This window comes from Streptomyces sp. NPDC104307 (assembly GCF_055584045.1).
In genome coordinates, this window is the sequence record NZ_JBVJMU010000001.1 from 802,218 (window position 1) to 823,306 (window position 21,089).

General features: G+C 71.6%; 16 protein-coding genes and 1 pseudogene. 4 read left to right on the forward strand and 13 right to left on the reverse strand.

The window, feature by feature from the left end:
* Positions 1–23: 23 nt before the first annotated feature.
* The 4 genes from ACZ601_RS03270 to ACZ601_RS03285 form a co-directional block, all read right to left on the reverse strand.
* Positions 24–1,235 carry an amidohydrolase family protein gene (locus tag ACZ601_RS03270; protein ID WP_469532405.1) on the reverse strand — a complete coding sequence of 404 codons (1,212 nt, stop codon included), beginning with the start codon at positions 1,233–1,235 and terminating at the stop codon, positions 24–26.
* Between the two features lie 82 nt (positions 1,236–1,317).
* On the reverse strand, positions 1,318–1,992 hold the full coding sequence (locus tag ACZ601_RS03275; protein WP_469532406.1) for a GntR family transcriptional regulator: 675 nt from the start codon (positions 1,990–1,992) through the stop codon (positions 1,318–1,320).
* Complete coding sequence (locus ACZ601_RS03280; RefSeq protein ID WP_469532409.1) at positions 1,989–3,467, reverse strand: chlorohydrolase family protein; 1,479 nt, start codon at positions 3,465–3,467, stop codon at positions 1,989–1,991. The genes ACZ601_RS03275 and ACZ601_RS03280 overlap by 4 nt, the downstream gene beginning before the upstream one ends.
* A gap of 221 nt (positions 3,468–3,688) precedes the next feature.
* Complete coding sequence (locus ACZ601_RS03285) at positions 3,689–5,326, reverse strand: ABC-F family ATP-binding cassette domain-containing protein (protein ID WP_469532411.1); 1,638 nt, start codon at positions 5,324–5,326, stop codon at positions 3,689–3,691.
* A 110-nt stretch (positions 5,327–5,436) separates the two neighbouring features.
* On the opposite strand from ACZ601_RS03285, the gene ACZ601_RS03290 reads away from it, so the two are divergent.
* Positions 5,437–6,360, forward strand: coding sequence for an FAD-dependent oxidoreductase (locus ACZ601_RS03290; protein WP_440574679.1), 924 nt, complete (start codon positions 5,437–5,439; stop codon positions 6,358–6,360).
* Between the two features lie 37 nt (positions 6,361–6,397).
* On the opposite strand, the gene ACZ601_RS03295 is transcribed toward ACZ601_RS03290, so the two are convergent.
* Positions 6,398–8,146, reverse strand: a complete 1,749-nt coding sequence (locus ACZ601_RS03295; RefSeq protein WP_469532413.1) for a BCCT family transporter — start codon at positions 8,144–8,146, stop codon at positions 6,398–6,400.
* 74 nt (positions 8,147–8,220) lie between these two features.
* A complete protein-coding gene (locus tag ACZ601_RS03300) occupies positions 8,221–9,558 on the reverse strand; it encodes a M14 family metallopeptidase (protein WP_469532414.1) in 1,338 nt (445 codons plus the stop codon).
* A 398-nt stretch (positions 9,559–9,956) separates the two neighbouring features.
* Between ACZ601_RS03300 and ACZ601_RS03305 the strand changes: the two genes are divergently transcribed.
* The gene (locus ACZ601_RS03305) at positions 9,957–10,994 is read left to right on the forward strand and encodes a LacI family DNA-binding transcriptional regulator (RefSeq protein ID WP_469532416.1); all 1,038 of its coding nucleotides are present in this window, start codon (positions 9,957–9,959) and stop codon (positions 10,992–10,994) included.
* A gap of 18 nt (positions 10,995–11,012) precedes the next feature.
* Here the strand turns inward: ACZ601_RS03305 and ACZ601_RS03310 are convergent.
* Positions 11,013–11,147 (reverse strand): annotated as a pseudogene (locus ACZ601_RS03310) (oxygenase MpaB family protein); the annotation flags it as partial.
* Between the two features lie 274 nt (positions 11,148–11,421).
* On the opposite strand from ACZ601_RS03310, the gene ACZ601_RS03315 reads away from it, so the two are divergent.
* On the forward strand, positions 11,422–12,306 hold the full coding sequence (locus tag ACZ601_RS03315; RefSeq protein ID WP_469532418.1) for an oxygenase MpaB family protein: 885 nt from the start codon (positions 11,422–11,424) through the stop codon (positions 12,304–12,306).
* A 67-nt stretch (positions 12,307–12,373) separates the two neighbouring features.
* Here the strand turns inward: ACZ601_RS03315 and ACZ601_RS03320 are convergent, their stop codons facing one another.
* Together ACZ601_RS03320 and ACZ601_RS03325 are read right to left on the reverse strand one after the other, a co-directional pair.
* Positions 12,374–13,030: a TetR/AcrR family transcriptional regulator gene (locus tag ACZ601_RS03320; RefSeq protein WP_469532419.1), complete on the reverse strand. Its 657-nt coding sequence runs from the start codon at positions 13,028–13,030 to the stop codon at positions 12,374–12,376.
* A gap of 212 nt (positions 13,031–13,242) precedes the next feature.
* Positions 13,243–14,151 carry an aminoglycoside phosphotransferase family protein gene (locus ACZ601_RS03325; protein WP_469532421.1) on the reverse strand — a complete coding sequence of 303 codons (909 nt, stop codon included), beginning with the start codon at positions 14,149–14,151 and terminating at the stop codon, positions 13,243–13,245.
* A gap of 156 nt (positions 14,152–14,307) precedes the next feature.
* On the opposite strand from ACZ601_RS03325, the gene ACZ601_RS03330 reads away from it, so the two are divergent.
* Complete coding sequence (locus ACZ601_RS03330) at positions 14,308–15,039, forward strand: MerR family transcriptional regulator (RefSeq protein WP_469532423.1); 732 nt, start codon at positions 14,308–14,310, stop codon at positions 15,037–15,039.
* Between the two features lie 24 nt (positions 15,040–15,063).
* Here ACZ601_RS03330 and ACZ601_RS03335 read toward each other — a convergent pair whose 3' ends face one another.
* The 4 genes from ACZ601_RS03335 to ACZ601_RS03350 are packed head-to-tail and all read right to left on the reverse strand — an operon-like array spanning position 15,064 to position 20,860.
* Complete coding sequence (locus ACZ601_RS03335; RefSeq protein ID WP_469532425.1) at positions 15,064–17,271, reverse strand: 3-hydroxyacyl-CoA dehydrogenase NAD-binding domain-containing protein; 2,208 nt, start codon at positions 17,269–17,271, stop codon at positions 15,064–15,066.
* Positions 17,272–17,302: 31 nt separating this feature from the next.
* Positions 17,303–18,517 carry an acetyl-CoA C-acetyltransferase gene (locus ACZ601_RS03340; protein ID WP_469532427.1) on the reverse strand — a complete coding sequence of 405 codons (1,215 nt, stop codon included), beginning with the start codon at positions 18,515–18,517 and terminating at the stop codon, positions 17,303–17,305.
* A 40-nt stretch (positions 18,518–18,557) separates the two neighbouring features.
* On the reverse strand, positions 18,558–19,700 hold the full coding sequence (locus ACZ601_RS03345; RefSeq protein WP_469532429.1) for an acyl-CoA dehydrogenase family protein: 1,143 nt from the start codon (positions 19,698–19,700) through the stop codon (positions 18,558–18,560).
* On the reverse strand, positions 19,700–20,860 hold the full coding sequence (locus ACZ601_RS03350) for a CaiB/BaiF CoA transferase family protein (RefSeq protein WP_469532430.1): 1,161 nt from the start codon (positions 20,858–20,860) through the stop codon (positions 19,700–19,702). Before ACZ601_RS03350 ends, ACZ601_RS03345 begins: the two co-directional genes overlap by 1 nt.
* Positions 20,861–21,089: the final 229 nt, after the last annotated feature.

Genomic DNA, 21,089 nt, shown 5'->3' on the forward strand with positions numbered 1-21,089 from the left:
GGCTCCGGCGTTGGTGGCCGGGGTCAGCCGACGAGCTCCAGGCCGTCGGCGACGACGCGGCCCGCGTGCAGGACCGTGCGGTCGTCGCTGCGGTCCATCACGGCGGAGGCGACGGTCTCGCCCTCGACCAGCAGCAGATCGGCGGGGTCGCCCACGGCGACGCCCGGCCGGTCCGCGACGGACGCCAGACGCTCCGGGCCGCCCTGGAGGATCGAGTGACCGCCCCGGGTGGCGACGGCCACGCAGTGCTCGATCAGCTCGTCGGCCCGGTAGCGGTTGGTGAAGGCCAGCTGCCAGGTGCGGTCGAGCATGTCGCCGTTGCCGTACGGGGACCAGAAGTCGCGCTGACCGTCCTCGCCCAGGCCGACCCGCACCCCGGCGGCGGTCAGCCCGGCCAGCGGAAGGGCGTGCTGCTGCTGGGCCGGGGCGATGGTGGCCATCGCGATGTCCAGCTCCGCGAACTCCTCGGTGAGGCGCCGCGTCGTCGCCTCGTCCACGGTGCCGAGTTCGTAGGCGTGCGAGAGCGTGACCTGTCCGGCCATGCCGAGGGCGCGCACCCGCTCCAGGATGAGGTCGACGCTGAACACGCCGAGCGCGCCGGGCTCGTGGAGGTGGATGTCGATCGGTGCCTGGTGGCGCTCGGCCAGACCGAAGACGACGTCGAGGTGGCGGACGGGGTCGCGGTCCAGGGTGCACGGGTCGATGCCGCCGACCACGGCGGCGCCCGAGGCCAGCGCCTGGTCCATCAGCTCCGGCACCCCCTTCTCCTTGAAGAGGCCGGCCTGCGGGAAGGCCATGATCTCGACCTCGCACCGGTCTGCGTGCGCCTCCTTGGCCGCGAGGACACCTTCGAAGCGCTCCAGTCCGCAGTCCGCGTCGATCTGCGCGTAGCTGCGCACCCGGGTGGTGCCGCGCTCGATCATGCGGCCGAGGGTGTAGGTGGCCCGCTCGGCGACGGACCACTCGTCCTCGCGCCAGTGCGCGCGGTCGTTCATCGTCATGCCCCAGACGCCGGGCTTGCCCGTGTGCGGGCGGAAGGGCAGCCCGATGCGGGTGGAGTCGAGGTGGCAGTGGACGTCGGAGAACGAGGGCAGCGCGAGCCGTCCCCGGCCGGCCACGGTGTCGCCCGTGACGGTGCGGGCGGGGTCGTGCGGGGTGATCGCCGCTATCACGCCGTCCTTGATCTCGATGTCGCGGGGCGCGCCGCCCCAGGGACGGACGTCTGTGATCAGCATGTGGTGCATCTCCTCGGTTGGCCGCCGGGTGCCGGCGGTCGGGGTGGGTCGGGCCCGGACCGGACGGCACCGGCCGGGCGGGTCACTCGGCCGGCAGCACCTCGGCCAGCGTCGCCAGGGACGGGCCCCGGCCGCGCTCGATGTGCGCGTAGGCGAGGGCGTCGGCCAGGTCGGGTTTGCCCGCGCAGATCGCCGCGCAGATGTCCTGGTGCTCAGTGCACTGGACGCGCGGGTCGAGGCTGCCGGTGAGGGTGAACAGCCACTGCACCAGGCCGAGCGAGGGCTGGAGCGCGTCCTGGAGCAGCCGGTTCCCGGTCATCGCGACGATCTCGGCGTGCAGGGCGGTGTTGGCGGCCGGGATCTCGTGGACGTCGCCGCGCCGGGTGGCCTCCTCCGCCTCCTCCATGAGGGCGCGCAGCCGGTCGCCGCGGTGCCCGGCGGCGCAGGCCTCGGCGGCTCTGCGGGCGGCGAACACCTCCAGGCTCAGGCGCAGGTCGAAGAGTTCCGCGACATCGCGCAGCGAGAGGTTGCGGACGGACGCGCCGCGCCGCGGGGAGATCACGACGAGGCCTTCGCCGGTCAGCCGGGTGAGCGCCTCACGGACGGGGATCCGGGAGAAGCCCAGGGCCTCCGACAGCTCGCGTTCGCGCAGCCGGGACCCGGGCGGGTAGGCGCCGGACAGGATGCCGGCCCGGATCGTGCGCTCGGCGTGGTCGGCGTGGGACTCACTGGCGTCGGGCGATTCGGTCGTCGTCATCGTGAAGTCGTCTCCTCGAACGGCGGGAAGGTCGGCGGGAACAGCGCGTCGGCACCCCGGCGGTGCACGTCGCGCTCGGCGTAGCCCTCACGCATCCTCTCGAAGAGTTCCTGTGCGCGGCGGCGCAGGTTGGCCAGGTCGGTGCCGGGGATGCGGCCGTCGGTCATGACCGGGCGTCCCGCCACGACGGAGTGGGTGGCCTGCCGGGCGGTGCCGTTGAGCAGGAAGGTGCGGACGGGGTCGTCCTGGACGCCGTCGCGGATGTCGTCGAGCCGGAACGCGACCAGGTCGGCCTGCGCGCCGCGCTCCAGCCGTCCGAGGTCGTCGCGGCCCAGTGCGCGGGCGCCGCCGAGGGTGGCCGCCTCGACGTAGTGCTCTGCGGGTGCGGCGTCCGGCCGGCCGTCGGCGGTCTTCGCGAGGTGGACGCCGGTGTCCATGCCCCGGATCAGGTCGGGCGGGAAGGAGTCGGTGCCCAGGCAGAGGTTGATGCCCGCGCGCCGGTAGGCGCCGAAGGAGTGCAGCACCTGGCCGTAGCGCAGCGAGGTCTGCGGGCAGTGGATGACGGAGACACCGGCTGCGGCGAGGGTGGCCAGGTCGCCCCGGTCCTCGCCGTGGACCGAGGGATGGCGGTCGGTGAAGACGCCGTGCGGGACGAGCAGCCGGGTGTCCAGGAGGCCGGTGCGGGCCAGCAGTTCCAGCGGGGTGGCCTGGTGCGTCTCCCGTACGAGGTCGCGTTCGTGCAGGCCCTGGAGGCAGTGCAGCCGGACGGGGACGTCGCGGCTCCGCGCGAGCGCGGCGGTCCCGCGCAGCAGCTCCTCGGTGAGCGTCTCGATGCGGCAGGGCAGCAGCACCCCGTTGACGAGCGGGTCGCGCAGCCGGGCGGTGTGGTCGAGGAAGCGCTCGGCGTCCCGCAGTCCGGCACGGCCGCGCTCCTCTTCGAAGGCGACGTGGCGGCCGCCGTCGGGGCGGGCCACGTTGACGCCGGAGCGGTAGGCGGGGCCCAGGTAGCCGCGCAGTCCGATGCGCCGGGAGGTCTCGGCCATGGCGACGAGTTCGTCGTACGGCTCGGCCCAGGCGCTGTGCACCTCCGAGGCGATGGGCATGTACGTGGTGATGCCGTGCAGGGCCAGCTGGACCAGGGCGTACTCGCGGACGGTGGCCCGTTCCGCCGGGGTGAAGACGTCGCGCCGGCGGTGGTCGAAGTACTCCTGCGACCAGAGGAGTCCGGCGGCGCGGGCGGGCGGCGTCCAGGAGTCCAGGACGAGGTGGTCGATGTCGGTGAGCGCGTCGAGGTCGATGAGTCCGGGCATCACCAGGGTCTCGCCCAGGTCCAGTTCGGCATCGACGGGGCCGTCGTAGCCGCGTCCGACGTAGCGGATCGTGTCGTCCTCCCACACGATCTCGCCGTCCCGCAGGAGCGCGTGGCCGCCGTCGCGGTGGGCGAGGACGTGGGTGGCACGCCAGCGGGTTCGCACGGGGCCTCCTGCGGGTGCGGGTATACCGGTCGCGTTCCGGCCGGGCGACGGGAACGGCGACTCCCGGGCCGGAACAAGGCGACAGTAGCACTTGGCATACCAAGTGCCCGCAAGTTCAGGAGTTATGAGAAGTAAGTCGGAATTCAAGCCTCAATCAATGCGCAGGGAATTCACGCTCACCACATTTGGCATACCAACAATGCCGACCGGGCTCCCGGGGCTCAGCTCTCCGTCAACCGTCCCGCCGCCACCTCGACGCGGCGCGTCGTGCGGACCGCCTCCAGCATCCGGCGATCGTGGGTGACCAGCAGCAGCGTCCCCTTGTACGAGTCGAGCGCCGACTCCAGCTGCTCGATCGCCGGCAGGTCGAGGTGGTTCGTGGGCTCGTCCAGAACGAGGAGGTTGACGCCCCGGCCCTGGAGCAGGGCGAGTGCGGAACGGGTCCGCTCGCCCGGGGAGAGGGTGGTCGCGGGGCGCATCACGTGATCGGCGCGCAGGCCGAATTTAGCGAGGAGCGTGCGGACCTCGGCCGGTTCCGTGTCGGGAACGGCCGCGCAGAACGCCTCCAGCAGCGATTCCGTACCGTGGAACAGCTTCCGCGCCTGGTCCACCTCTCCCACCACCACGCCGGAGCCCAGGCTCGCGTGCCCCGAGTCCAGCGGGAGGCGGCCGAGCAGGGCGGCGAGCAGCGTCGACTTCCCGGCGCCGTTGGCTCCGGTGATGGCGATCCGGTCCGCCCAGTCGATCTGGAGCGAGACCGGGCCGAACGCGAAGTCCCCAAGCGTGACCCGCGCCTCCCGCAGGGTCGCCACGACGGATCCGGAGCGGGGGGCGGAGGCGATCTCCATCCGCAGCTCCCACTCCTTGCGCGGCTCCTCGACGACATCGAGCCGCTCGATCATGCGCTGGGTCTGGCGGGCCTTCGCGGCCTGCCTCTCGCTCGACTCGCTACGGAACTTGCGGGCCATCTTGTCGGAGTCGCCGGCCTTGCGGCGCGCGTTCCTGACGCCCTTGTCCATCCAGGAGCGCTGCATGAGGGCGCGGCCTTCGAGCGCGGAGCGCTTGTCCGCGAACTCCTCGAACTCCTCCCGGGCGTGCCTGCGGGCCCGCTCGCGCTCCTCCAGGTAGGCGGCGTAGCCACCGCCGTAGAGATTGATCTGCTGCTGGGCGAGGTCGAGTTCGAGGACCTTGGTGACCGTGCGCATCAGGAACTCGCGGTCGTGGCTGATGACGACCGTGCCGGCGCGGAGCCCGGAGACGTACCGCTCCAGCCGTTCCAGGCCGTCGAGGTCGAGGTCGTTGGTGGGTTCGTCGAGCAGGAACACGTCGTAGCGGGAGAGCAGCAGCGAGGCGAGACCGGCGCGGGCCGCCTGGCCGCCGGAGAGGCTGGTCATCGGCAGGTCGAGGCCGACGGTCAGCCCGAGCTCCGCGGCCACCTCCTCGGCCCGTTCGTCCAGGTCGGCGCCGCCGAGGGCGAGCCAGCGTTCCAGCGACTCGGAGTACGCGTCGTCGGAGCCGGGCGCCCCGTCCACGAGGGCCTGGGTGGCGGCGTCCATCGTCGACTGGGCCTCGGCGACTCCGGTCCGGCGGGCCAGGAACTCCCGCACCGTCTCGCCGGGGCGCCGTTCAGGTTCCTGCGGGAGGTGGCCGACGGTGGCGGTGGGCGGGGAGAGCCGCAGCTCTCCCTCCTCCGGCTGGTCGAGCCCGGCGAGCAGCCGCAGGAGCGACGATTTTCCGGCGCCGTTGACTCCGACGAGACCGATCACGTCGCCGGGCGCGACCACGAGGTCGAGTTCGGCGAAGAGAGTGCGGTCGCCGTGTCCGGCGGCGAGGTCCTTGGCGACGAGGGTGGCAGTCATCAGGAGGTCGATCCTAATCGGCGCCCGGGGGCGCCGATCGCCCGGAGCGGGGCTATCGTCCTTCCCCTGGATCGGGTGGGCCGGGCAGAGAGACGAGCGGCGGTGCGGCAGTGTCGGAAGTGATCGTGGTGGGCGGTGGGGTCAGCGGCCTCACCACAGCGGTGGTGCTGGCCGGACGCGGTCACCGGGTGCGGGTCTGGTCCCGGCAGCCCGCCGCGACGACGACGTCCTCGGTGGCGGGGGCCCTGTGGTGGCCGTACCGGATCGAGCCGCTGGACCGGGTCGGGGACTGGTCGCTGGCCTCGCTGAGCTGGTTCGAGGAGCTGGCCGCCCGGCCTTCGGAGACCGGGGTGCGGCTGGTCAGCGGCCTGCACCGGGGCGAGCGGCTCGCGGCGCTCGGGGCGTGGGCCGGGCAGCTCAAGGATGTGGTGGAGAGCGCGGAGGGGCTGCGCTGCCGCCTGCCGCTGATCGATATGCCGGTGTACCTGGAGTGGCTGGAGGAGCGGGTGAGGGCCGCCGGGGGCTCGGTCGAGCGGCGCACGGTCAGCTCCTTCGACGAGGCCGCCGCCGAGGCGGCGACGGTGGTGAACTGCACGGGGCTCGGTGCCCGTGAGCTGGTACCTGACACCGGTATGCGGCCCGTGCGCGGTCAGCTGGTCATCGTGGAGAACCCGGGGATCGAGGAGTGGTTCACCGAGGCGGACCCGGCGTCCGACGCGACGACGTACTTCTTCCCGCAGCCGGGCCGGCTGGTGCTCGGCGGCACCGCCGGCACAGACGACTGGCGCACCGTGCCCGATCCCCGCGTGGCCGGGGAGATCGTGGCACGGTGCGCCCGGGTCCGGCCGGAGATCGCCGGGGCACGGATCATCGGGCACCGCGTGGGGCTGCGGCCGGCCCGGGACGCGGGGGTCCGCATCGAGGCCGAGCCGCTGCCCGGCGGCGGGCGCCTGGTGCACAACTACGGGCACGGAGGCGCGGGGGTGACCGTGGCCCTGGGCTGCGCGGAGGCGGCGGCCCTGCTGGTGGACTGAGGAGGCGCGGGCGCACGGAGCCGCCGGGCAGCCCCGGTCAGTCGGCGGCCGGGCTCGAACCGCCGGGCTTGTCGCCGTCGCGCTCGGTGGTGATCTGACTGCCGCCGGGACCGATCCGGATCTCGAAGTCGCCGTCGTACTTCGCGTGCCCCTCGATGACCGCGGACTCGACCGCCTCCACCCCGAACTCGCGTCGCACGATGAGCGGGTCCTCGCGCAGATCCCGCATCAGCGCCACGCACATCCCGATCATGACGATGGTGAAGGGTGCGGCCACCAGGATGGTCAGGTTCTGCAGGCCGGCCAGCGCGTCGCCCTTGCCGTTCCCGATCAGCAGCATGACCGCCGCCACCGCACCGGTGGTGACGCCCCAGAAGACGACGACCCACTTGGCCGGTTCGAGGATGCCCTTCTGCGACAGGGTGCCCATCACGATGGACGCGGCGTCCGCGCCCGACACGAAGAAGATGCCGACCAGGATCATCACGAGCAGACTCATCAGCGTGGCGACGGGGAACTGCTGGAGTACGCCGAAGAGCTGGGCCTCCTGGGTGTCGGCGCCATCGAGCTTCCCGGCCTCCTGGAGCTTGATGGCGGTACCGCCGAAGATCGCGAACCAGATCAGGCTGACCGTGCTGGGGACCAGGATGACCCCGCCGATGAACTGACGGATGGTCCGGCCGCGGCTGATCCTTGCGATGAACATGCCGACGAACGGGGTCCAGGAGATCCACCAGGCCCAGTAGAAGACGGTCCAGCTGCTGAGCCAGTCGGCGACCTCGCCCTTGCCGGTCGCCTCTGTGCGGCCGGCGAGCTGGGGCAGATCACCGATGTAGGCGGCGATCGAGGTGGGCAGCAGGTCGAGCACGATGATGGTGGGGCCCGCGATGAACACGAACACGGCGAGGATCAGGGCGAGCACCATGTTGATGTTGGACAGCCACTGGATGCCCTTCTCCACGCCGGAGATCGCCGAGGCGACGAAGGCCACGGTCAGCACGGCGATGATCAGGACGAGCAGCCCGGTACCGGTCTTCTCCTTCCAGTTCAGCTCGTGGAATCCGCTGCCGATCTGGAGTGCGCCCAGGCCGAGCGAGGCGGCAGAGCCGAAGAGCGTGGCGAAGATGGCGAGGATGTCGATCAGCCTGCCGACGCCGCCGTGGGCGTGCCGGGCGCCGATGAGCGGTTCGAAGACGGCGCTGATCGTCTGCCGCCTGCCGCGCCGGAAGGTGCTGTACGCGATGGCGAGACCGACCACCGCGTAGATCGCCCAGGGATGGAGCGTCCAGTGGAAGAGGGTGGTGGCCATCGCGGTCTGCATCGCTTCCGCGGCGTCCGCGGGATGGGTGCCGGGCGGATGGTGGACGAAGTGCGCCAGGGGCTCGCTCACCCCGTAGAACATCAGGCCGATGCCCATGCCGGCGCTGAACATCATGGCGACCCACGACACGGTCCGGAATTCCGGCTCCTCGCCCTCCTGGCCGAGGGTGATCTTTCCGTAGCGGCTGATGGCGAGCCAGAGCGCGAAGACCACGAACCCGGAGGCGGCCAGCATGAAGGCCCAACCACCGTTGTGCATCAATCCGTTGAGCAGGGTGCTGGAGACGTCCTCCAGCGAGTCGGTGGCCGTGGCTCCCCACACCACGAAGGCGAGGGTGAGGACGGCGGTGACGCCGAACACCACCCGGTCGGTCGTGGGGCGCCGGCCATGGTGCGGGTCGCCGGGCAGATCCGCCGTCACCGACAGATCTCCCCTTTCACCCTTTCTCTGATCGTCCTGCGACACGAAGGGCACCTTTCACGGAGGCTGAATTTTCGCTCTCCGTAGGCAGTACCACACACGGTGCACATCTTTCGGGATCAACAAGCGGTATCGGCTTGACCGCTTATGAGGTGGTATGACGCACGTGCATCCAGCAGGAGCGGGATCAGCCTCCGGGCGGGCTGGGCCAACGGCACGTACACACCGTCACCGTCGGGCCGGGAGGTGACTTCGTGCAGGGCGAGTTCGTCCCCGACCGCGGCGAACCCTTGCGCCGTGAGCCGGTATCCGCAGGGCGGCCGCGCGAGGACGTCGCCGGGCACCGGGTCCTCGTTGTCGGCCCCGCCCAGCAGGACCGGGCCCCGATCGACCGCTCCGGCCGCCCGGGAACCGGCGGTGGCGGCGGCGATCTCACCGCGCCGTTCCCCGACGTAGGAGAACAGCCCTTTGATTCCGGCGAGTTGGGAGTGCACCCTGCGCCGGTTGTTGACCGCTGGATCGACCCGCTCGGCGTCGGTGAGCGGGTCCACCCGGGATTCGACGAGCAGGGCCACCGCGTGTTTGACGGCCGCCGCGTTGCGCAGGATGCGTTCCTGTCCGTCGCCCGCCGTCTGCTTGACCGGCCGGCCGGTGACCGGGTCCGTCCAGATGCCGTAGATCCCGCTGTCGTGTCCGGCGGAACCGACGGCCGGGCGCACATAGCGTGCGGCCAGGAGTTTCGACTCGTCGCGCACCCGGTCGTCGACGTTGGGGTTGCGGGGCCACAGGACGGTCAGGTCCTTGTCGTAGTACGGCGCGTCGGCGCCGTACTCGTGCAGGTCATAGACCACATCGGGCGCGTGGTCGCGGAGCACCGCCGCGATGGCGCGGCCCTCGGCGGTGCGCAGCGCGATGTGGTCGCGGTTGATGTCCACGTCGTCCGAGTTGCCCCGGGTACCCGCGGCACTGCCGTCGGGGTTGGCGGTGGGAATGACGAGGATCTCGGTGCGGGCGAGGAAGTCACGGGTGGCCGGGTCCCTGGCGTATCCGAGGTCGCGGACCGTCGTCAGACAGGCCTCACGGGCCGCCGGTTCGTCGCCGTGCTGGCTGCATACGAGGAGCACGGTAAGCGCGCCCGGACGCCGGCTGCCGATCCGGACGAGCCGCAACGGGCGGCCCTGCTCCGTCGTACCGATCCGCTCCACGGAGGCCCCGTCGCCGCGTCCCCCGAGGGCCGCGAGCAGTGAGCGTTCCCCGGCCGGGGAGGTCCAGCGCGCCCCGGCGGCGGTCTCGAATCCGGTACGCGGCGGGGTCCGCGCGGCCTCGGCGGAGCCCGTGAGCAGCGCGCCGGCCAGCGCGGTGGCGACGGCCGCGTGCACGAGGGCGCGGACCCGGCGACGGTCTGCCCGCAGGCTGCGGCCATCCGGCACGCGGCCACCCCCTGCACGTCTCGGCATGGCCGGAAGGTACCGTGCCGGGCGCCCGCGCGACAGGTGTCCGGCCCACACCGTCACGACGGGGAATGAGGCCCGCGCGACAGGTATCCGGCCGGCACCGTCACGACGAGGATCGGAGCCCGCGCGACAGGTATCCGGCCCACACCGTCACGACGGGAATCGGAGCCCGCGCGACAGCTGTCCGGCCGACACCCGCACGACGGGGCCCGGCACCCGCGTGACAGGGCCCGGACCCGCACGACAGGACTCGGGGCCGACCCGGGCCCCCGGGCCGGGCGTCCGCGCGACGGGATACCCCGGTCGCCTCTCCGCGCCAGGTCGTAGGCTGGCGGGGTCCGTGCTGTTCGGCCGGGACCCGGCCGGATCCCGCCCCCTCCCGCGCCTCCGAGGAGCGTCCCTTGCCCCGTTCCACCCCCGATGCCTCTCACGCACGCCCCACACTGGAAGCCGTGGCGGCCCGCGCCGGGGTGTCCCGGGCGACGGCCTCCCGGGTGGTCAACGGCGGCGCGGGGGTGCGGCAGCCACTGGTGGACCAGGTGCGCAAGGCGGTCGACGAGCTCGGCTATGTGCCGAACCACGCAGCCCGGACCCTGGTGACCCGGCGCAACGGGGCGGTCGCCGTCATCATCGACGAACCCGAGATCCGGATCTTCTCCGACCCCTTCTTCTCCCAGCACATCCGTGGCATAAGTCGCGAACTCGTCCTCTACGACGCCCAGTTGGTGCTGCTCCTGGTGGAGGGGAGCGGGGATTTCGACCGGGTCACCCGCTATCTGGCCGGTGGCCATGTGGACGGTGTGCTGGCCTTCTCGCTGCACACGGACGACGAACTGTCCTCCGTCATCAGCCGGTTCCGGGTGCCGACGGTCTACGGCGGGCGTCCCGGACGGCCGGGCACCTCCGGCCTGCCGGTCCCCTACGTCGACTGCGACAACCGGGGCGGCGCCCGCGAGGCGGTACGCCATCTGGCCTCGCTCGGCCGCCGGCACATCGCGCACATCGCGGGCCCGCGAGACCAGACCTCGGCCCTGGACCGCATCGAGGGCTACTTCGACGTACTGCCGGACGGTGATCCCGCGCTGGTCGCGGACGGCGACTTCACCGCGCAGGGCGGCGCCCGCGCCATGGCCGGGCTGCTGGCGAGGCGGCCGGACCTGGACGGTGTCTTCGCCGCCAACGACCTGATGGCCTCCGGCGCCCTGCGGGTGCTGCGCGAGCACGGCCGCCGGGTGCCGCAGGACGTGGCGCTGGTCGGCTTCGACGACCTGGAGTCGGTCGCGGAGACGACCGACCCCCCGCTGACGACGGTCCGTCAGGACGTGGTGAGCATGGGCAGGTTGATGGTCAGGCTGCTGATGGACCGGCTCAACGACGGCACCGGGGACGCCGGTCCGGTCATCATGCCGACGGAGCTGATCCGGCGCGCTTCCGCCTGATCCTGGTCTCCCGGCGGGCCGTCCGCGCTCGGTGCCCCGAATGGTGCGATGCAGCCGGCGGAGCCTGCGCCGCTCCTCCACCGCCTCCGCTCCCCCGTACACCCAGAGCTGGAGCGAGCGCAGGGACCGTTCGGCGCGCCCCCACGGGTCCGTTGGGCGCCCGGCCCGGCGGCCGGCCCCGCCTCATCCAGTATGCGAGCGCTTCGGACGTCACGCGCACCGGCCCCCGCCGCACCCCGTCACACACCCGCCCGTCGGCACTGTTGACGGGACTCGTGAAACAAGTCGATAGTATTTGTAACTTTGACTCTCAGAGTCGACGACCCATCACACTCCTTGCGGATCAAGCGAGTTGGAGCATCACACCCAGGCACCACACACCGGAGCGGTCCTGCGGGGAACCGGTACACGGACAGGAGGGCGCACCATGGGCCGATACAGCCGCCTGCGCGAGATACGCCGGATGGATCCGGCGCGCGACTACGCCGAGATCCTTCGGCTGATCTCTCAGTACGAGTTCCCCTGGGACTACCGGCAGGGGGTGAGCGTCGCCTTCCTCCGCGACTACGGGATCCCCCGGATCTCCGTGCTCCTGGACCGGACCCAGGAGTTCGAACGGGCCGGGCAGAAGCGGTACGACGACACGGTGCTGATCGGGTACGAGATGGCCGCCGACGGCTTCGACTCGGAGCGCGGGCGGGCGGCGGCCCGGCACCTCAACCGGATCCACGGGAAGTACCGGATACCCAACGAGGACTTCCTGTACGTCCTGGCGACCACCGTCGTCGGGCCGAAGCGCTGGATCGACCGGTTCGGCTGGCGGCCCCTGTGCCGGGTGGAGACACAGGCGCTGACCGAGGTGGGCCGGAAGATGGCCGCGATGATGGGTATCGAGGGCGCACCGGACACCTACGAGGGGTTCGAGCGGCTGCTGGACGCCTATGAGGAGCGGATGTTCGCGTACGACCCGGCGAACCGGCGGGTCGCCAACGCCACGTTCCGCACCATGGCGGCCTGGTACCCGCGCCCGCTGCGTCCGCTGATCGCGCGCTTCTCGCTCGCCCTGCTGGACGAACCGCTGCTGCGCGCCCTGGGGTTCCGGGCGCAGCCCCGCTGGGTGCGGTCCGCGGCCGCCGGATCGTTGCGCGCCCGCTCGCGCTGTGTCCGCCTCCTCCCGGCGCGGCCCCGCCGGCTGCCCTCACGTCCGCAGCCGCGCTCCTATCCGTTCGGCTGGCGGCTGGACGACCTCGGACCGCACTGGGCGGGCAGCCGCCCCCTGGAGCCGCTGCCCGACGAGACGGCCGCCGCCTGAGCCGCCCGGCCCCGCGACCGGGCCGCCGCGCGCCCGGCATCGGCTGACTGACCGCGGTCCCGGCGCCTCAGCCACCCCGTGGACGGTCCGCGGAACGGGTCGCGAGCAGCGGCACCAGATAGCGCCGGGCGAACTCCCGCACCTGGGTGTCGTCGTCCAGCTCGAAGCAGCTGACGGGGTTGAGGAGGAAGGAGACGGTGATCCGCACCATCAGTTCGGCGACCGGTGTCGGATCCCTGGCCGGGCGGCCCTCCGCGCGCCGGGCGTCACGCAGCCGGTCGGCCAGGTAGCCGCGGATGGCGAGGAGGGCCGGTCCGCTCTCCAGGGTCAGGAACGGCAGCATGGTCTCGGGTTCCAGCCTCAGCAGACCGCCGATGAGCGGATGCTCACGGATGTGCCGGAGCACCGCGGTGAAGCCCTCGACGAGCCGGTCCTCCGTCGTGGGCAGGGCGGCCACCGCGTCGTCCACCTCCACGAGGAAGCGGCGGTACTCACGCAGCAGGCAGGCGGAGACGAGGCTGTCCTTGTTGCCGATCCGCCGGTAGACGGTCACGCGCGAGACCCCGGCCCGTTTGGCGACGTCGTCGACGGTGGAGCGGCGCAGCCCGAAGGTCATGAACTGCTCACGCGCCGCGTCGAGGATCTGCTCGCTCAGGGCGTCGGAGGGCGGCGGCCCGTCCAGCGCACGGGCCAGCAGCGCCTCGTCCGTGCTCCGTGCGGCCATGGGACCTCCCGCTCTGCGCCGGTTCGGGTCCACCATAGTGGCGTCGCGACAGAGAGCTTGGTCCTGTCACTCTGTCGCTCCCGCGTCAGTCGAAGTCGTACACCGTCAACTCGCCCCCTCGGCTCAACAGCTGTTGTCCGGTAAGGGTTCGGGCAGACGGAACAACCACCCTGCGAAACCGGAGTCCGCGGGGAGGCCCGTCCGGGGCTGCTTCACCGCTCGTCGGCCGTCTCCAGAACCGCATGGAGCCGCGACAGGCACTCGCGGGCGAAGGCGGGGAAGGTGTGCCAGTAGTACGGCACCCCGCTGATTCCGACGGCGATGGCCCATGCGCGGGCGCGCGACCACGTCACGTCGTCGAGGCCCATCGCGTCCCAGTACGCCTGTCGGGCCGGGGCTGGAAAATCCCACAGGGGCGCGTGCTCGGCATCGGGGAAGCCGACCGAGAGGGCTCCGAAGTCGATGACCGCGTGCAGCCTGCCCCGGTGGACCAGGAGGTTGGTGGGTTTGAGGTCGCCGTGCAGCCACACCTGCCGGCCGGACGGCTCGGGCAGTTCGAGCGCGCTGCGCCACAGGTCTCGCAGGCGTGCGAGGTCGAGGCCGAGGCCCTGGATCGACCGGCAGTCGTCGAAGTACCCGCTGACCGACCGCTCGCACTCCCGCAAGCCGCCGCCGCGGTACCAGCTGAGCGCGCCCTCACGAGCGGCTCCCATGAGGGGGATGGAGTGCAGCCTCCGCACGACCGCTGCCAGATCCGCCCCGAAGCGGGGCCAGTCGGTGACCGATCCGGGGCCGGCCTCCTCGCCGTCGATCCAGCGGTAGACCGACCAGTCGAGCGGGAAGGCGGAGTTCGGTGAGCCGGCGTACACCGGCTCCGGGATGCGGCAGGGAAGATGCGGCGCCAGCCGGGGCAGCCACGTCTGTTCCTTCCGTACCGCCTTCGCGTTGTCCGCGGTGCGCGGCAGCCGTACGAGCAGTTGGTCGCCGAGCCGGTACATCGTGTTGTCCGTGCCCGCACCGGCCGGCGAGACGGGGAGGGCGGCCCACTCCGGGTGCTGCTCCCGCAGCAGCTCCCGGACGACGGACTCGTCCGCATCGATCTCGTTCTCGTGAAGTGTCACGGCGACAGCCTGGTGCGCGGTCTCCGCCGCCGCCAGCGAAATACCGTGCTCCGGCGCCGGGCACTTTCACAACAGTGGTGAGACAGCAATACTGTTGAACCTGATCGACGCACACGCCCGGCAGTTCATCCGCGGGGTCGGACACGAGGAGCAGAGATGGCGACCGGGACAGAGGAGCCGACGTTCACGGTCGACGAGCTGGCCGCTCGCGCCGGGGTGACGGTGCGCACGGTGCGCTTCTACAGCACCCGGGGGCTGCTGCCGCCGCCGGTCATCGGACCGCGCCGGGTGGGGCACTACGGACACGACCACCTCTCCCGTCTCGCGCTGATCGAGGAGCTCCAGCACCAGGGCATGACGCTCGCCGCGATCGAACGCTACCTGGAGCAACTGCCGCCCGATCTGAGCGCCCAGGACCTGGCGATCCACCGGGCTCTGGTGGCCTCCTGGGCGCCGGATTCGGCGGAGGACGTGAGCCGGGCGGAGCTGGAGCGCCGCGCGGGGCGGGCGCTGACCGGGCAGGACCTCGACCGGCTGGCCGCGATGGGGGTGCTGGAACGGGCCGATCCGGGCGAGGCCCCCTACCGGGTGGATCCGGGGCTGCTGCGGCTCGGGGTGGAGCTGCTCGACGTGCCGATCGCGCACGAGACGATCCTGGCCGCCCGTACGGTCCTGCTGGAGCACACCCGCTCGGCCGCCCAGGAGCTGACCCGGCTCTTCCGGGACGAGGTGTGGAGTCCGTACCGGGAGCGGGAGTCGGACCCGGAGCACGTCAAGGCGATGAAGTCGCTGTCGGCGCACATGCAGCCGATGGTGCTCCAGGCGCTGGTGACCGCCTTCCAGCGGTCGCTCAAGGAGGAGCTGCGGGCCGCGTTCACCGCCGAGTGACGGTGAACGCGGCCCGCGGCGGCCTCAGTCGTGGAAGGTCTCGCCCTTCTCCGCCTTCGACACGAGCAGCGCGGGCGGCAGGAACCGGTCCCCGTACCGTCCGGCGAGTTCCCGGGCGCGGGCCACGAAGCCGGGCAGGCCGCCCTCGTACCCGTTGATGTACTGGAGCACGCCGCCGGTCCACGGCGGGAAGCCGATGCCCATGATGGAGCCGATGTTGGCGTCCGCGACGGTGATCAGGACGTTCTCCTCCAGGCAGCGGACACTGTCCAGGGCCTCCGAGAAGAGCATCCGCTCCTGCATGTCGGTGAACGAGATGTCCGTGTCGGGCTTCGCGCTGTTCCCACCCGGGGGACGACCCCCGGAGCCCCCGAAGTGCTCGCGCAGTCCGGGCCAGAGGCGGGTGCGCCTGCCGTTCTCGTCGTACTCGTAGAAGCCCGCGCCGCCGCTGCGCCCCGGGCGCCCGAACTCGTCGACCATGCGGTCGATGACCGAATCCGAGGGGTGGCCGGCCCAGCTGCCGCCCGCTTCCTCGACGGCCCTGCGGGTCTCGTCGCGGATCTTGCGGGGCAGGGTGAGCGTCAGCTCGTCCATCAGGGAGAGCACCTTGGCCGGGTATCCGGCCTGGGCGGCGGCCTGTTCGACGGAGGCGGGCTCGACGCCCTCGCCGACCATCGCGACGCCCTCGTTGATGAACTGGCCGATGACGCGTGAGGTGAAGAAGCCGCGCGAGTCGTTGACGACGATCGGGGTCTTCTTGATCCGGCGGACCAGGTCGAAGGCGCGGGCCAGGGCCTCGTCGCCGGTCTTCTCGCCCTTGATGATCTCGACGAGCGGCATCTTGTCGACGGGCGAGAAGAAGTGCAGCCCGATGAAGTCCGCCGGGCGCGTGACCCCTTCGGCCAGGGCGGTGATGGGCAGCGTCGAGGTGTTGGAGCAGAGCAGCGCGTCGGGCTCGATGATGTCCTGGATCTCCTGGAACACCTGGTGCTTGAGCTCGGTGTTCTCGAAGACGGCCTCGATGACGGCGTCGCAGCCCGCGAGGTCTGCCGGGTCGCCGGTCGGGGTGATCCGGGCCAGCAGCTCCTCGCGCTTCGCCTCGGTCGTACGGCCCCGGGACAGCGCTTTGTCGAGCAGCTTCTCGCTGTACGCCTTGCCCTTGGCGGCGGCCTCCGTGGAGACGTCCTTGAGGACGACGTCGATCCCCGCGCGGGCGCAGGAGTAGGCGATGCCGGCGCCCATCATCCCGGCGCCGAGCACGGCGACCTTGCGGACCTGGCGCTCCTCGACGTCCTTGGGGCGGCTGGCGCCGGAGTTGACGGCCTGGAGGTCGAAGAAGAACGCCTGGATCATGTTCTTGGAGATCTGGCCGGTGACCAGCTCGGTGAAGTACCGGGCCTCGATGGTCAGGGCGGTCTCGAAGTCGACCTGGGAGCCCTCGACGGCGGCGGCCAGGATGTTGCGCGGCGCGGGCATGGGGGCGCCGTTCAGCTGCTTCTTGAGGTTGGACGGGAAGGCCGGCAGGTTGGCGGCGAACTTGGGGTTCGACGGGGTGCCGCCGGGGATCCGGTAACCCTTGACGTCCCAGGGCTGCTGGGACTCGGGGTTGGCGTCGATGAAGGCGCGGGCCTTCACCAGCATCTCCTCCGGGGTGGCGGCGACCTCATGGACCAGCCCGTTCTCCAGGGCGCGCCGGGGGGTGTACTGGGTGCCCTGGAGGAGGACCTTCAGCAGCGCGTCGGCGATGCCCATGAGGCGTACGGTGCGGGTGACGCCGCCGCCCGCGGGGAGCAGGCCGAGGGTGACCTCTGGCAGGCCGATCCGGGAGCCGGGCGCGTCGAGGGCGACGCGGTGGTGCGAGGCGAGGGCGATCTCGTAACCGCCGCCGAGGGCGGCCCCGTTGATGGCCGCGACGACGGGCTTGCCGAGGGTCTCGATGCGGCGCAGCGAGCTCTTGATGGCGGTGCCGGTGTCGAACGCGAGCTGCGCGCTCGAAGGACCGATCTTGATCATGTCCTTGAGGTCGCCGCCCGCGAAGAAGGTCTTCTTCGCGGAGGTGTAGATGATGCCCCGGATGGTGTCCTTCTCGGCCTCGGCGCGGTCGGCGATCGCCGCGATGGAGTCCTTGAAGGCCTGGTTCATCGTGTTGGCGGACTGGTTGGGGTCGTCGAGTACGAGGGTGACGACGCCGGTCTCGTCCTGTTCCCAGCGGATGGTCGTGCTCTCGGTCATGTGTCTGTCTTCTCCGTAGGAAGGGGAACGGTCAGAGACGCTCGATGACGGTGGCGACGCCCATGCCGCCGCCGACGCACAGGGTGGCCAGTCCGTAGCGCTTGTCCTGGCGCTCCAGTTCGTCGATGAGGGTGCCGAGGATCATCGCGCCGGTGGCGCCGAGCGGGTGGCCGAGCGCGATGGCGCCGCCGTTGACGTTGATCTTGTCGAGGGAGAGCCCCATGTCCCTGGCGAAGCGCAGGACGACGCCGGCGAAGGCCTCGTTGATCTCGACGAGGTCGATGTCGTCGATGGTGAGCCCGGCCTTGGCGAGGGCCTTGCGGGTGGCGGGCGCCGGTCCGGTGAGCATGATGGTGGGCTCGGAGCCGGAGACGGCCGCGGCGACGATCCGGGCGCGCGGCGTGAGGCCGTACCGCTCCCCGATCTCCTTCGAGCCGATCGCGACCAGGGCCGCGCCGTCGACGATGCCGGAGGAGTTGCCCGCGTGGTGGACGTGGTCGATCTTCTCCACCCAGTGGTACTTCTGGAGCGCCACCGCGTCGAAGCCGCCCATCTCACCGATGCCCGCGAACGACGGCTTGAGCGCGGCGAGGGAGTCGGCCGTGGTGCCGGGCCGCATGTGCTCGTCGTGGTCGAGGACGACGAGTCCGTTGCGGTCCTTGACGGGAACGACGGAGCGCGCGAAGCGGTTGTCCTTCCACGCCTCCGCGGCCCGCTCCTGCGACAGCGCGGCGAACTCGTCGACATCGCGGCGCGAGAAGCCCTCGATCGTCGCGATGAGGTCGGCGCCGACGCCCTGCGGCGCGAAGCCGGTCTCGTAGTTGGTCATCGGGTCCATCGCCCACGCGCCGCCGTCCGAGCCCATCGGCACCCGCGACATCGACTCGACGCCGCCCGCGAGGATCAGGTCCTCCCAGCCCGAACGGACCTTGGCGGCGGCCAGGTTGACGGCTTCGAGGCCCGAGGCACAGAAGCGGTTCTCCTGGACGCCCGCGACGGTGTCCGGCAGACCGGCCGCGATGGCGGCGATGCGGGCGATATCGGAGCCCTGGTCCCCGAGCGGGCTGACCACGCCGAGGACGATGTCGTCGATGGCCGCCGGGTCCAGGCCGGGGAAGCGGTCGCGGAGCTCGTGGATCAGGCCGACGACGAGGTCGATGGGCTTGGTGCCGTGCAGGGCGCCATTGGCCTTGCCTCGGCCGCGCGGGGTGCGGATCGCGTCGTAGACGAATGCTTCGGTACTCAAGACAGCTGCCTTTCGGGGGTGGTTTCGGCCCGGTGCGGGGTCAGGCGAGCAGCGAGCGGCCGATGATCTCCTTCATGATCTCGGTCGTGCCGCCGTAGATGGTCTGGATGCGGCCGTCGGTGAACGCCTTGGCCACCCGGTACTCCGTCATGTATCCGTAGCCGCCGTGCAGTTGGAGGCAGCGGTCGGCCACCCGCTTCTGCAGTTCGGTGGCCCACCACTTGGCCATCGAGGCGTGCACGGCGTCGAGCGTGCCCTGCGAGTGGTCGACGATGCACCGGTCGAGGAAGGCGCGGGTGACGGCGCACTCGGTGGCCATCTCCGCGATCTCGAACCGGATGTGCTGGAGCTTGGAGAGCGGCCGCCCGAAGGCCTCGCGCTCCTTGACGTACGCGGTGGTGATCTCCAGCAGGTGCTCTGCGGCGGCGATACCGGCGACGGCTATGCCCATGCGCTCCTGGGCCAGATTGGTCATCAGGTGGATGAAGGCGCCGTCCAGCTCACCGAGGAGGTTCTCCTTGGGCACGCGGACGTCGTTGAAGAACAGCTCGGCGGTGTCCTGGGACTTCTGGCCGATCTTGTCGAGGTTGCGGCCGCGCTCGAAGCCCTCCGTACCGCGCTCGACCACGATGAGCGAGAGCCCCTTCGCGCCACCCTCCGGGGTGGTCTTCGCCACGACGACGACCAGGTCGGCCAGGATGCCGTTGGAGATGAAGGTCTTGGAACCGTTGAGCAGCCAGTGGTCGCCCTTGTCCTCTGCCGTGGTGCGGATGCCCTGGAGGTCGGATCCAGCGCCGGGTTCGGTCATGGCGATGGCCGTGATCGTCTCGCCGCTGCAGAAGCCGGGCAGCCAGCGCCGCTTCTGCTCGTCGGTGCCGAGGCCGGTGAGGTAGGGGCCGATGATGTCGTTGTGCAGTCCGAGCGCGAGCCCGGGGGCGCCGGCGCGGGTGAATTCCTCGGCGAGGACGGCGCTGAAGCGGAAGTCGGTGTTGCCGCCGCCCCCGTACTCCTCGGGCACCGCGAGGCCGAGGAGCCCCTGCCGGCCGGCCGCGCGCCAGGCCTCGCGCGAGACGATGCCGTCCTTCTCCCACTGCTCGTAGTGCGGGAGGACCTCCTTGGCCAGGAAGGTGCGGACGGCCTCGCGGAACGCGTCGTGCTCTTCGGTGAAGATCTGCCGCTGCATCAGTCGGTGGTGTCCTTCCGGGTGGTCCGCAGGGTTGGTACGTCCCAGTCGGCGGCGACGTCTTCGGTGTCGGCGCCCGGGAGCGCCGGGCCCCTGTGCACCGAGGCGGGCGTGGCCGAGAACCGGGGCGCGGGTGCGGGCTGGGTGAGTCCGCCGTGCTCGACGAAGGTGGCGCGGGCGGCGAGGTGCGGGTGCTGCGGTGCCTCGCGGAGCGAGAGGACGGGCGCCACGCAGGCGTCGGAGCCGTCGAAGACCTCGGTCCACTCGGCGCGGGTGCGGGTGCGGAAGCGGGCGGCGACGACCTCGCGCAGTTCGTCCCAGCGGGAGAGGTCGCCTCGGTCCGGCGCCGTCTCCGCGATGCCGAGGAGCTCGGAGAACTCGGCGTAGAACCGCTGTTCCAGCGGGCCGACCGCCATGTACTCGCCGTCGGCGGTCTCGTACGAACCGTAGAACGGGCAGCCGCCGTCCAGCAGGTTGGAGCCGCGCCGGTCCTGCCAGCCGCCGGCCGCGAGCATCCCGTGGATCATCATGGCGAGATGGGCGGTCCCGTCGACGATCGCCGCGTCCACGACCTGGCCCGAGCCGCCGGGGGTACGGGCGTGCTGCAGGGCGGCGAGGACGCCGACGACGAGGTAGAGCGAGCCGCCCGCGTAGTCCCCGAGCAGGTTGGCCGGGACGGTGGGCGGCTCGTCCGGCTTCCCGATCATGGAGAGGGTGCCGGTGAGGGCGATGTAGGCGATGTCGTGGCCGGCCCGCTCGGCCAGCGGCCCGTCCTGGCCCCAGCCGGTCATCCGCCCGTAGACGAGGCGCGGGTTGCGGGCCAGGCAGGCGTCGGGGCCTACCCCCAGCCGCTCGGCGACGCCCGGCCGGTAGCCCTCGATCAGGATGTCCGCCCGTCCGGCCAGGTCCAGGACGGTGTCCGGGCCGCCCTCGGCCTTGAGGTCGACCAGGACGGAGCGCTTGTTGCGGTTGGTGAGGTCGTGGGCCGGATCGATGCCGAGCCCGGCGCCGCCGGGGCGGTCGACCCGCACCACGTCGGCGCCCAGATCGGCCAGGAGCATCGCGGCGAACGGACCGGGCCCGATGCCCGCCAGCTCGACCACCCGTACTCCGGCGAGCGGGCCCCGGGTGCCGTGCGCACTGTTCCCTGCTGTTGCCATCGAGCCCCCAGCGGTATGACACAACTGATGTAACACCGATGATGCTAAGAACGGACCGCGCTCCGCACAACCCTTTCGGCGAGCAAGCGCTTAGAGGGCCCGGTCATCGGGGGCTCTCTTTGGTTCTTTTCGGCCGATCCTCCCCCACGAGACCCTCCCGGCCGCACACCGCCACGGCCGCCTCCGCTAACCTCTGGCTGCTACATCGGCGCCGGCCCGTGCGGAGGCA